The organism is Mycoplasma sp. AC1221, from assembly GCF_054353815.1.
Window position 1 is genome coordinate 39,695 of sequence record NZ_JBTHHH010000003.1, and the last position, 13,041, is coordinate 52,735.

12 protein-coding genes are annotated in these 13,041 nt (G+C 25.9%); 8 read left to right on the top strand and 4 right to left on the bottom strand.

All coding sequences use genetic code 4. The features are described from left to right. Positions 1-23: 23 nt before the first annotated feature. A complete protein-coding gene (locus ACXYRK_RS00880) occupies positions 24-629 on the top strand; it encodes a ribonuclease HII (protein WP_458607528.1) in 606 nt (201 codons plus the stop codon). On the opposite strand, the gene ftsH is transcribed toward ACXYRK_RS00880, so the two are convergent. Genes ftsH through ACXYRK_RS00900 form a run of 4 tightly spaced genes read right to left on the bottom strand, consistent with a single transcriptional unit; the run spans position 626 to position 6,471 of the window. Then, on the bottom strand, positions 626-2,614 hold the full coding sequence (ftsH, locus tag ACXYRK_RS00885) for an ATP-dependent zinc metalloprotease FtsH (RefSeq protein WP_435129492.1): 1,989 nt from the start codon (positions 2,612-2,614) through the stop codon (positions 626-628). The two genes, ACXYRK_RS00880 and ftsH, sit on opposite strands and share 4 nt — an antisense overlap. A 36-nt stretch (positions 2,615-2,650) precedes the next feature. Further along, positions 2,651-3,505 (bottom strand): tRNA lysidine(34) synthetase TilS, encoded by an 855-nt coding sequence (gene tilS, locus ACXYRK_RS00890; RefSeq protein WP_458617578.1) that lies wholly within the window; start codon positions 3,503-3,505, stop codon positions 2,651-2,653. Positions 3,506-3,512: 7 nt separating this feature from the next. Further along, positions 3,513-4,073 carry an aminoacyl-tRNA hydrolase gene (pth, locus tag ACXYRK_RS00895; protein WP_435129498.1) on the bottom strand — a complete coding sequence of 187 codons (561 nt, stop codon included), beginning with the start codon at positions 4,071-4,073 and terminating at the stop codon, positions 3,513-3,515. A gap of 1 nt (position 4,074) precedes the next feature. Then, the gene (locus ACXYRK_RS00900; RefSeq protein ID WP_458617580.1) at positions 4,075-6,471 is read right to left on the bottom strand and encodes an ATP-dependent DNA helicase; all 2,397 of its coding nucleotides are present in this window, start codon (positions 6,469-6,471) and stop codon (positions 4,075-4,077) included. Between the two features lie 251 nt (positions 6,472-6,722). On the opposite strand from ACXYRK_RS00900, the gene ACXYRK_RS00905 reads away from it, so the two are divergent. The 7 genes from ACXYRK_RS00905 to ACXYRK_RS00935 all read left to right on the top strand — a co-directional run bounded on the left by ACXYRK_RS00905 (position 6,723) and on the right by ACXYRK_RS00935 (position 13,039). Beyond that, entirely contained in the window at positions 6,723-8,138 is a 1,416-nt protein-coding gene (locus tag ACXYRK_RS00905; protein ID WP_458597779.1) for a helix-turn-helix domain-containing protein, read from the top strand. A gap of 135 nt (positions 8,139-8,273) precedes the next feature. Next, a complete protein-coding gene (locus tag ACXYRK_RS00910) occupies positions 8,274-9,392 on the top strand; it encodes a DNA polymerase III subunit beta (protein WP_458617582.1) in 1,119 nt (372 codons plus the stop codon). Position 9,393: 1 nt separating this feature from the next. Next, complete coding sequence (locus ACXYRK_RS00915; RefSeq protein ID WP_458597783.1) at positions 9,394-9,615, top strand: RNA-binding S4 domain-containing protein; 222 nt, start codon at positions 9,394-9,396, stop codon at positions 9,613-9,615. A gap of 154 nt (positions 9,616-9,769) precedes the next feature. After that, complete coding sequence (glpO, locus tag ACXYRK_RS00920; RefSeq protein WP_458617584.1) at positions 9,770-10,918, top strand: type 2 glycerol-3-phosphate oxidase; 1,149 nt, start codon at positions 9,770-9,772, stop codon at positions 10,916-10,918. 9 nt (positions 10,919-10,927) lie between these two features. Further along, a complete protein-coding gene (locus tag ACXYRK_RS00925; RefSeq protein WP_458617586.1) occupies positions 10,928-11,179 on the top strand; it encodes a hypothetical protein in 252 nt (83 codons plus the stop codon). Further along, on the top strand, positions 11,104-12,318 hold the full coding sequence (locus ACXYRK_RS00930) for an MFS transporter (RefSeq protein ID WP_458617588.1): 1,215 nt from the start codon (positions 11,104-11,106) through the stop codon (positions 12,316-12,318). The genes ACXYRK_RS00925 and ACXYRK_RS00930 overlap by 76 nt, the downstream gene beginning before the upstream one ends. Then, on the top strand, positions 12,311-13,039 hold the full coding sequence (locus ACXYRK_RS00935) for a glycerophosphodiester phosphodiesterase family protein (protein ID WP_458617590.1): 729 nt from the start codon (positions 12,311-12,313) through the stop codon (positions 13,037-13,039). Before ACXYRK_RS00930 ends, ACXYRK_RS00935 begins: the two co-directional genes overlap by 8 nt. Positions 13,040-13,041 lie beyond the last annotated feature (2 nt).

Consider the following 13,041-nt stretch of genomic DNA (forward strand, 5'->3'; position numbering starts at 1 on the left):
ATAATAAATTATAAAATATTGTTATGTTAAACTTTGAAATAGAACATCTTGGTGAATATGATTATATTGCTGGTTGCGATGAAGTCGGTCGAGGTTGTATCGCCGGACCTTTAGTTGTTGCTTGTGTGATGCTTCCAAAAAATTATCTTAATAAAGATATAAAAGATTCTAAACAAATTGCACCAAACAAAAGAATTCAACTATCTAATCTTATTAAAGATATTGCTATAGAATATAAAATAAAATTTTATGATGTTTTTGATATAAATAACTCAAATCCAAAAGCAATATCAAAACTCGGAATGAAACAATGTATTGAATCATTTAAAAAAACACCCCAGATAACGATTACAGATTATGAAAAAATTGATCTTGATATTAGACAAATAAACTTGGTTAAAGGTGATAATAAAGCTCTCTGTGTCGCTGCTGCATCCATACTAGCAAAAGTTGCAAGAGATAAATATATGATGAATTTACATAAAATACATCCTGAGTATCATTTTGATAAAAACAAAGGATATCCTACTAAAGAACATTTGCAAGCCTTGAAATTATTTGGTATATTAAAAGATTATCACCGAATTAAATATAAACCTGTTCTAAATTTAATACAAAAAAAGAACTAATCTTGTTCTTTTTCTTGCTCTGTTGAGAAGATTAAATCATCAACACTTTGATCACTTGAATCACTTTCTGATGAATTATTATGTTCAGGTGGTAATTCAAGATGTTCAGCTATATAAGATATTTCTTCAGCAATAATTGTTTCCTTTTGAAGCAATAATGTTTTGATTAATTCTAATAATTTTGTATTTTCTGAAATTGTTTGATATGCACGACGTTGTGCTTCTAAAATAATCTTTCTTATTTCTAAATCAATTTCATGACTTACTTGGTTAGATAAAGATGAATTTGTAGCAAGGGTTTTTCCTAAAAACGGACTTCCATTTTCTTCATGATATTTTATCGGCCCTAAATCGCTCATTCCAAATTCTGTTACCATACGACGAGCAATGTTGGTTGCTTTATCTATATCATCAGAAGCACCTGTTGAAATATTATCTTTTCCATAAATAAATTCTTCTGCTGCTCTACCACCCATAAATGAAGCAATAGATGCTAAAAGTTCTTCTTTAGTATAATTATATTTTTCATTTTCAGGCATCATTAAATTATAACCACCTGCTTGCCCACGTGGGATAATGGTAATTTTTTGAACCTTATTACCTCCTGGAATTCTTATCCCTACAACAGCATGTCCTGCTTCGTGATAGGCAACTGCTGTAAGTTCTTCTTTAGTAATTGTTCTTGATTTTTTAGCAGGTCCTGCCATAACACGATCAATTGCTTCATCTATAATTTCTAAAGTTATTAAATCTGATTTTTCTCTTATAGATAACAAGACTGCCTCATTAACAACATTTTCCAATTGAGCACCCGAAAATCCCGGAGTTCTTCTTGCGATGTTTGAAAACAATACATTTGATGCAAATCTCTTTCCTTTTGCATGAAGTTTTAGAATTTCTTCTCTTTCTTTTATATCAGGTAATCCAACTGTTATAACACGGTCAAAACGACCAGGTCTAGTTAAAGCAGGATCCAGAACATCAGTTCTGTTTGTTGCAGCAACAAATAAAAGTCCTGAGTTTTCTTTTATCCCATCCATTTCAACAAGTAATTGGTTTAATGTTTGCTCTCTTTCATCGTGGCCACCACCTATACCTGATCCACGTGTTCTACCGATTGCATCTAATTCATCTATAAATATAATTGCTGGTGCGTTTTTTCTTGCTTCTGCTATAACTTGTCTTACCCTTTTTGCACCCATACCAACAAATAACTCAACAAAATTAGAAGCAGAAACAAAGAAGAACGGAACATTTGCCTCACCTGCTGTAGCTTTTGCTAATAGAGTTTTTCCGGTTCCGGGAGGGCCACCTAATAATATACCATGAGGCATTCTCGCACCAGAATCTTGATATTTTTTGGGATTTTTTAGATAATCAACTATTTCAGAAATTTCTTCTATTGGTTCTTTGTTTCCTGCTATATCACTAAATTTTTTATCAGATTTGATTATTTGAGCCGGATTTTTTTCTCCAAATGCTCCACCTTGACCTGACATCATTTTTGCTTGAGCTCGATATACAAAATATATTATTCCAATCAATAACAATGTTGGAATCAAACTAATAAATAAATTTAAAGCAACATTTGGTTTTGGTGCCTGCACTCCCACTATCCCTTGTGATGTGTCACCAAAAAATGCATCTGATAATTTAATATTAGAGTTTATATCTTTTAAAATTGATTCAAATAAGTTATAACTTCCATAGATAACATAATTACTTTGTATAATAGAACCATCAACCACTTTTTGATTAAAAGTTGCAGATATTGTATTAGAAAAACTATCAACTCTCATTTGTGTAAAATAAGTTGAGTGGTTTTTATCAGAAGCAGCTGCAACTACTTTTTGAGCTAATTGAGTTAAACTAATTGTTTTTTCTTTAGAACCTAAAAAACTTGTTATTAGAAAATAAAGAATGATTGCGATTATTATAATACTTATAATCGTTCAAAATACTGATTTTCTGTTTTTCGAAAACATTTTTCTCCTTTATATTAAATTATAAATTGTTTTTCTTTATTCTTTTGCAATTATTTTTCCTTTTTTCTTCCGTAGTTTGTTTTTATCATTTAATTTAAATTCACTTGTTTTTTTATTTGAGAGTATAAATTTTTCAATCGCTTGTATCTTTTTGGATGATAATTCAATATTATCAAAATTTAAATGTATAAATTTATATATTAATTCTTGTTTGTTTAAAAAAAAACGAAATATTTCCTGAGCAAAATTTGATTCTAATCATATTTTATATTCTTTTTCAGTTATTTGATTATTTTTGTGTATTTTTCTGTTTTTTAAATAAATATTAATTAATATTAGTATTTTTTGAAATTTGGACAATAATTTATTTTTATTTCTTTGAATATTTCTTAAATATTTATCCTGATTATTTGTATAATCAATATGAAAAGGTATATTATATTTTTTACATTTTTTTAGTATAGTTTCCTTAAAATAACGAAACAGAAATGGTCTATATATATTCATATTAAATAAATAACTTTTTTTTCTTATCCCTAATAAAGAAAATGTTCTGTTACTTGCTAATTGCATTTGTGCTGTTTCTAAATAATCATCTAAATTATGTGCAATATAAAGTATATTACGATTATATTTATAATAAATTTCTTTAAAAAAGAAATATCTTTTTTCTCTTGCTCAATCTTGAAAATTCCCTGAGATATAATCACTTTTATTTAAAACTAGTTTTTCTAATTTAATTTTGTTTTTATTACAAAAATCTGTAACTATTTGCTCATCTAAATAACTATCTTCCCTTTGATTATAATTAATATACGCAACAACAACATCTAAATGTTTATACTTATTTAACATATACATACTATCAGGTCCACCACTAACGGCTAACAAAATTTTTTTATATTCCATTGTTCTTTTGGTTAAACTTATTCATTACTGTTTTTATATCATTAAACGCATATGAGATTGCTGCTTGTGCTGAAATATTTAAAATAGGTTTTAATATTTCAAATTCTTCTTTTGTAAATTTTCCTAGTACAAAATCCTTTAATTCTCCTTGAAAAGGGGTTTTTATTCCTATACGAAGTCTTTTAAATTCCTGAGTCCCTAATTGGTCAATTATATTTTTAACACCATTATGACTTCCTCCAGAACCACCTATTTTAATAGTTGCTCTTCCTAGTTCATAATCTTTTTCATCGTGAATTACCATTACGTCCTCTGGTAATATTTTAAAAAAACTACACATTGAAGAAACAAAGCTACCCGATAAATTCATAAAGGTTTTTGGTTTTGCAATAATTAAATCATCGATTTTTACAAAATCACCATTAAATTTTGTTTTATTTAATGATATATTCAATTTATTACAAATTTCATCTATTACTAAAAAACCTGCATTATGTCTTGTATATTTATATTCAATCCCTGGGTTTCCTAAACCTACTATTAATTTCATATTAATCCTTCAATAAAATCTGCATATTTGTATATATTTCTTTTTCTTTTGTAAATTGCGGAACTAAAAGTTGTGAATATAAAAATTCAGTTGGAGAAAATATTCATATTTCATTTATTGCACGTGAAACCGCTGTATAAACAAGTTTTCTGTTTAACATATGTTTAAAATTATTATTTATTATAAACATTACTGCTTTTGTTTCACTTCCTTGAAATTTATGAACTGTTATAGCATAAGCTAAATTAATTTCAGCATTAAATTCTTCTTTATTATAAATAATTTTTATATTTTTATTTCCTTGTTTAAAAGTCACTGTTATTTGACTCTTACCATCAATTATCTTTTCATCAGTTATATATCCTATATCACCATTTGAAATATTTTTATCATACTTATTAACTAATTGAATTACTTTATCACCTATTTTATAAATAACTTTATTATCATTAAAATTAGTTGAATGAATAATTCTTCCTTTTGGATTATAAAGTTTTTGTATCAAATTATTTATTTTGTTTATCCCATATAAGCCTTTATACATAGGACACAATATTATAGAATCATTAATACCATATTTATTTAGAATTCCTTTATATATATTAACTATATCTTTTTCGAAGTTTTTATAAATAACAAAATTAACTTTTTCTTTCTTTATCGAATATCCCATTCAATCATTTCAGTTATTTTCAAATGTTAGAATCTTATTGAATATATTTGCTTCAGAAGGTAAATAATCTATTGATATAACCTTTTCATAAAGTTGTTCGTTTATATAATTTCTTTTAAATAACTCTTTTATATATTCTTTTATATTTTTTGTATATCTGATATCTTTATAATTACCAAGAAAATTTATAAAATCAACATATGATTTAATCTCTAATGAATCACTCCTATAAAATTTTTCTAATACTGTTGTTTTTATTTTTTTACTATTTATTAAATCATTTAATATATAACCAGGACCTATTGCAGGAAGTTGATCCTTATCACCTAACAATACTATTTTTTCTAAATTTGGACAATTATTAAGTAGTTTATAAAACAAATTTATATTAACCATACTAAACTCATCGATTATTATAACTTTTGCTTTTTCTGCATCTTCGTTTTCTAAAACTTCTTCTTTATCATCTTTTATTTTTAAAAAACTATGAATAGTTCTTGCATAAAAATGTCCTTTAGATGATAAATTTGAAGCCGCTCTACCTGTTGGTGCTAAAATAAAAAAATTAGATTCAATTTTATAATCGTTTTGTTTTAAGGTATTATAAAAATGTTTTATCAAACTACTTTTACCTGTTCCGGGGTTTCCCGAAATAATTGAAACATTATGATTTATAAAAGCAAAGTATGCGTCTTTTTGTTCGTTTGATAAATAATTTAATTTATCTTCAGATTCTTTTGTTAGTATCAAAGGTTCTTTTTTATCTATTTTAACTAATTTATCAACTATAAATTCTTCTTTTTTTTTCATTTCGACACGACAATACATAAAATGATCTTTAATTAAATATTTTAATTTTGTAAGTTCTTTTAACCTGTTTTTTACCTTTTCTTGGTAATCTGGTAATTTTTCTAAGGACATCATAGTCAGTGTTTTATCAACAATTTCTTTTGAATTTATATAAGTCGAATTATTGTCTTCTAAATCTATAAATGCTGTATGAATAAAAGCATCTAATCTTTCTTCGCACAACTGATTTCAACCAAGCAAAATTGCAAAACGATCTATGTCATATAAATTGTACGAATCTTCAAGGTAAAGTTTATACGGATTAAGTAATTTATATTTTTTTATAAAATCCTCTAAATCTGTTTGATATTTAATTTTTAGAAAAGTATATAAATTTACTAAATCATTACCATAAAAAAATTCAATATTTTTTCTATATTCTTCTGAATCGACAGATGCGGCATTTAACACTTTTTTTACTGAATCACTATTATGTTTATAATATTTAACAGAATTTTCTATTTGAACATCTGAAAGAACACTTTTTAAAATTTTGCTATTCTTTTCTGGATCTTCTAAATAGTCAAAAAACTTCCTTCCAAATTGTTCAAATATTTTTTTTGCTGTTATTTTTCCTACTTTAGGTATCTTTTCTATATGTTGTTTTAATTCAACATCTATATCAACATACTCAATAACAGGTATATATGATGTAAGTTTTATTCCTTGTCTATTATCTTTGTAATTTGATATTTCATAAGTTATTTCATATTTTTTATATAACTCAGGAACATTTTTTCTTGCATAAATTGCTTTTTTTTGTTTTTTTTCTGTTGATTCAAAAATCATAAAAGCTCATCCTTGACTAAAACCACCAGAAATTATTTTTACAAACTTCCCTGTTTCTTTATAAATTGAATCATTTTTTTCTTTCATATATTATTAAATTATACTTTTTTATTTTATATTTAAATGGTTTTAAAGATTAATTATTAATAGACTTATCAACATAATATATTCGATTTTTTATTAAGTTATTAACAATTTAAAAAAATGTTGTTAATAAGTATTAATATATCTATATTTTAACAGTAAAAGTTGTGAATAACTTTTATATTTGCTTGGTATTTTATCATTATTTTTAATTATTCTTGTAAGTGTATATTATTTACTTTATAATTTAAATTATGAATGATGAAGTTGTTAAAAACATAAACAATTATGAAGATGTTAAACTCGATTCATTGACTGAACAACTTAAAAGTTATTTAAGGAACGAAATAACAGACAATGTTATTTGAAAGTCTTTCTTTTTTAAGATGAAAATCATTGATTTTAGTAGAAACATATTAGTTATATATATACCACTAGAACAAGAGCAATCACTTTTAGGATTAAATGGTTTTTATAAAGAAATTTTTGATAAAGCAATAAAGGAAATATTTGGAACACAAGTTTTTTATAAATTAACAATAAAAAACAAAACAGAATATCAAAAAGAAACAGAAGAAGAACAAAGAAAAATTAATTCTAAAGTTATCACAAAAGAAGAAAAGAAAAAATTATCAAACAACTTTGTTCGAAATCAAACATTTGATAATTATTTAAAAGATGGTTTTAATGAAGAAGTTGTTGAAATTTGTCAAAATTTAATTAACAATCCTTTTGGTTTGAATACTTTATATATTTTTGGTAGTTCTGGTATAGGAAAAACCCACCTTTTACATGCGATAGGAAACGAATTTGTTAAAGCAAGTAAAAAAGGTTATTATATTTCTCCAAACTCTTTCACAAGACAAATTTCTTCTTTATTAATGTCAAATGAATCTTTAAAGATTTCTAACTTAATTAAGTTTTTTACAGAATTAGATTTAGTTGTTTTTGATGATTTTCAACTTTTTGGTGATGGACAAAAAAAACAAACTAAAAATTTCATATACGAAATTATAGATGGAAGAATCCAAAGCAATAAACTTACAGTAGTTGCTGCTGAACTTAATATACACGACTTAGAAAATAAATTTGATGACAGACTTATAACAAGATTGGAATCTGGTTTAATTACTAAAATTAAAAATCCAAACGAAAAAGAAATGTATAACTTATTGGGTTTTGTTCTTAATTTAGAAGGTTTTGATTTTCATATATTAGATGAAAATTCAAAACAATTTATAGTTAAAAATCACTTTAGTTCAATTCGTGCTTTATTGGGTGCAGCTAAACGTGTTTCTTTTTCTCGAAACAAACTTATTAATACAAATTATGTTTATGATGTTATTCAAAAAATTTTCGCTGATGTTGTTAGACAACAAGTAGAAATTAATTCAGAAAGTATTATTAAGGCTGTTGCTAAATATTATCGAATATCTGAAAAAGATATATATGGTTCATCTAGAAAAAAAGAAATAGTTGTTGCAAGACATATAGCTATCATATTAGTGAATAGTTTTCTTTCTCTTTCATCCACAGAAATAGGAAAGATATTCAACAAAGATCACACAACCATATTAAATGCTATTAAAAAAATTAACAATGACGGATATGACAAATCAATTCAAAAAACTATCGAACAACTTTCTCGGGAAATCCGTGGTTTAAAATAAACATTTATACATAAATAAATAAGTTGTTAATAGTTCAAAAAGTTAAATTTTTAAGGTTTTTATAGCTTATTTTATGCTTTTTAGTTTTTAAAGCACTTATTCACAAGAAATTATATAAATAATAAGAGGGAATTTATGAAATTTACAATATCAAAAAATGTTATTGATAATAATATAGATTTTTTATGTTCTTATAACGATAATAATGATGCTTTTGTTCCGTATCGTGGTATTTATTTTAAAATAGATGCTGATAAACTTGTTTTGATTTCAGCAAAAAATAACTTAGCAGCTAGAATTATAATTAATGTAGATGAAAAAGATTTATCAGTAGATGAAGCAGGAATATTTTTAATTAGTTCAAACATATTAAGAACCATAATTAAAAAAATGGATAATAGAATAACATTTGAAAGTTATGGACAAAATATAAAAATTTATGACAAGACAACTAAATATACATTAACACAATTAAATTCTGATTCATATCCTTTTATCAATTTCGATTTAAAGAAAAATCAATTTACTATAAAATCAAAAATTTTAGAAGAAGCAATTAATAATGTTTCAATATCTACTTCACAAGGAACAAACGAAAGATTAACTGCTCTTTTATATAAATGTATAAATATAAAAAATACTGATATAAATAAACTACGTTTGACATCTACAGATAGTTTTAGATTATCAAGTTTATTAATAAATATAAACAAAGAAATAAATATAAATGTTATTATTGAGGCAAAAAATTTAAAAAAACTTATTTTCAAAGATATGCCAGAGGAAATTGTAGTGTTTTTTGATGAAGAAAAAATTGGTATATCTGCTGATAACTTAGTTATTTTTACTAATTTAACAAAACTAAATTATCTTGATATAAATAATTTTATAACACCTGTTTTTTCTAAAACATTAAGTATAGAAAAAGAAGAATTTTTAAAATTAATAAATAAGGTTGTTTTTTATAACTCTGATAAAGTACGTAGATTATCATTTTTTATAAATCAAGAAGAATTAAAACTAAGTTTTGAAGTCCCTGAACTTGGTATATCTCAAGCATCAACAAAAAATATTACTTATAATGGAAAACCTTTAGAAATGGATATAGATTTTCAATTTATTAAAGATGCTGTTTCTGTATTACCAAACGGAAAAATATACTTAAAAATAAACGAGACAAATGATCGTATTTTTGTTCTTTCAGATGAAAACAAAAATCATATACAACTAATTACTCCTATAAGAAGGTATTAATATGAATATAAAAATAAAAGGTGAGTTTATCAAACTGGGACAATTTCTAAAAAAAATAGAAGAAATAGACTCGGGTGGACAAGCAAAATTATATTTACAAGAAAATAACATAAAAATAAACGGAAAAACCCCAGAAGGAAGAAGTTCAAAAATATATATAAATGATATTGTTTGAGTAAATAATGATGTATACAAAATAACAAGTATTGATTCAGAAATATAAAATCTAAGATAATTCTTAGATTTTATTTAAAAATTCATATTTATGGCAAAAATAAGGAAATAATTTCTTTTAAAAACAAAATAATTCAGTTTTTATTATTAATTAATAAAGATAATAAATAATTTTTCTATAATTAATATTATAGGAGGATATTATGAAATATGACGTTGTTATTATTGGTGGTGGTATTATCGGTGCTTCGATAGCATATGAACTATCACAATATAAATTAAAAATTTTGCTTTTAGAAAAAAATCCAGTTTTTGCTGATGAAACATCTAGAGGTAATTCAGGAGCAATCCACGGAGGTTTTGATCCAGAACCAGGTAAAGTAGAAGCAAAATTAAATGTTTTAGGTAATCAATTATGAAGAGAAAAAATATTTAAATATTTAGATTTTCCTAGAGCACAAGTTGATTCGTTAATTTTAGCCTTTAACGAAGAAGAAATGGAACATGTACATATGCTTTATGAACGTGGAATTATAAATAAAGTTCCAGCAGAATTTATGAAAGTTCTTACAAAAGAAGAAGTTCTTAAAAAAGAACCTAATGTAAACCCAGAAGTTCGTGGAGCTCTTTTATGTACAAGTTCATGAGCAATAGATCCTGTTCGAGCAACATATGCGTTTTTAGGTGCAGCAGAAAACAACGGTGTTGAATTAAGAAATAATGCAACAGTTAAGGACATCGAGTTTGATGAAACAGACTTTAAAATTCATATAAATAAAAAAGAAGTAATAACTGCTTCTGTTGTAATTAATGCTGCTGGACACTATGCAGACATTTTAGCCGAAAAAGCAGGTTATGGTGATTTTAAACAAACAACCAGACGTGGTGAGTATAGAATTCTTGCACGTTCTGAAGGTGGTGTGGTTAATTCTATATGCTTTAAAGTTCCTACAATTCACGGAAAAGGCGTTATCGTTGCACCTATGCTAGATGGGTATGTAATGGTTGGACCTACAGCAGAAGAGGGTGTTCCAAAAGATCAAACTCGGGTTGTGACAAAAGAAAAATTTGATTATATCGGTCAAATAGGAACACAAATTATTCCTTCACTTCGTTTAGATCGTACTATTATGACACTTGCCGGATCGCGTCCAATTGACATAGAAACAAATGATTTTGTTATAAGACCAGCAAAGAAAAATGCAAGATTTATAAATGCAGCAGGAATGCAATCACCAGCTATTGCTTCTGCTCCAGCTATTGCACAAGAAATAGCAAAATTAGTAGAAAAAGCAGGATTGGAATTAGAAAAAAAAGAACATTTCAATCCTAAATACAAAGTTAGATTTTAAAAGGAAGATATGATTAGTAAATTTAAAGGACTTACATACAAACAAATCATTGCTTTAGTTATTTTAGCAGCTTGTGATGTGTTTGTAATTGCAGCTCCATATTATATTAAAAATATAATACCTAATTTACACACATATTTGAATATACGTGAAGATCAAGTTGCTTCCCTTACATCGATAATAGGATGAGTTACCTTAGTTACTCAATTACCGGGGGGGTTCTTGCCAACAAATTTAGTTCAAGATGATTGTTGTTTATAGCAGTATTTTCAACAGGAATAATAACTTTTTGGTTTGGTGGGGTGATTTGAAACTCAAGTACATATTCAAAAGAAAGTGTGTTTATTCAATATTCAATTATATTTGGATTATGAGGTGTTTCATCAACATTAGTATTCTGAACACCCTTATGAAAACTTGTTTCCCAACAAACAACTAAGGAAAATCAAGGTTTAGCATACGGGATACAGGGAACAGCAAACGGTTTAATCGGATTATTATTTGTGTTCTTTATTGGAATTATGATTACTACATACTGAGCACCAAAGGATGTTAGTTCACATGTACCGTTTTCAACTTATGCATTCTTAATAGCATCATTTTTAGTGGTTACATCAGTGTTTGTATTAGTTTTAGTTCCTGAAAAACCAATGCAAAAGAATAATGATAAACTTTCTTGAGCAAAGGTTAAAAAGAACATTTTAGAGGTTTATAAAGCCTTAAAAAACTGAAAATTATGAGCTTTATCATTATTTGTAATGGGTATGTATACTTTCCAAAGTGTCTTTGCTTACTATTTGTTACAATTGATTCAAAATTCATATTCAGCACTCGTAATACTTGTAACTGTTTTGGGTGGATTAAGAACATATGGACTTAGAACGATTGTATCAACATTTATAGGTCGTTGAGCAGACAAATTTAGAAGTTATATATTATTCTTATTAATTACAACAGGAATAGGAATTATTGTTTTAGGAATTATTATTCTACTGGGATTTGCACCTAAATCAGCCTCTATTGCTGTGATAGTGATAAGTAGTATTTTATACTTATTAGCAGGGATTTTATCTTGGGCTATGGTTACATTAAGATATACACAAGTTGGTGAAATACATATTGAAAAGAATTCTTATGCTTCATCGATTGGGATTTTATCGTTCATTGGATTTTCAACAGATGCTTGATTATATAATGTAACAGCTGCAGTGGGTAAAAGATATACAGAAAATAATTCGACAAATACATCTCAAACAGGATATCAAATTATTCTTGTGATTACACTTGCAATAGCGATTATCGGACTAATTGCAGGTGTTATAGTTCATATCGCTAACAGTAAAGAACTAAAGAAACTCGGAAAAACAAATTATAGATGGAGAATATTAGAAAATGCTTAGTAAACAATTAATTTTAGGACACAGAGGTTATTCGGGTATTGCACCTGAAAACACAAAGTTGTCATTTGAAATGGCATATCAATTTAATTTTGATGGAGTTGAACTTGATGTTCATTTAACAAAAGATAAAGAACTTGTTATCATCCATGATGAAACAACAAATCGAACATCATTGACATCAAAGGAAATTGAATTTACAACATTAGCAGATCTTCGTAAAGATGATCATTCAAAATTCTTTAAATATAAAACTCAACCACAAACTATTTTAACCTTAGAAGAATTTTTAGATGCATATATAGACAAATTTAAAGTAATTAATGTGGAAATTAAAACCGATCAAAAAGAGTATAAAGGGATTGAAGAAAAATTACATAAATTATCCGAAAAATATGTTGATAAATACTTTGAAAAAATAGTATTTTCATCATTTAATTTCCAAACCTTAAGAAATATGCACAAAATTTCTTCAAAATACCGTTTGGGATTTCTCTTTTGGACTCAAACACAATTTAATTCTATTTCTGTTACAGAGATTAAAGAAATTTGCGAATTCTTAAATCCTTGATGGGTTTTATATGATAAAGATAAAGAAAAATATAAAAAAATCAACTTACCTTTGATGTTATGAACATTAAAAGACAAGAAGAAATTTGATGAATATGCTAATGATTCATTGGTTTATGCTCAAATAAGTAACTATAAATTCGAAAAGAAATAATA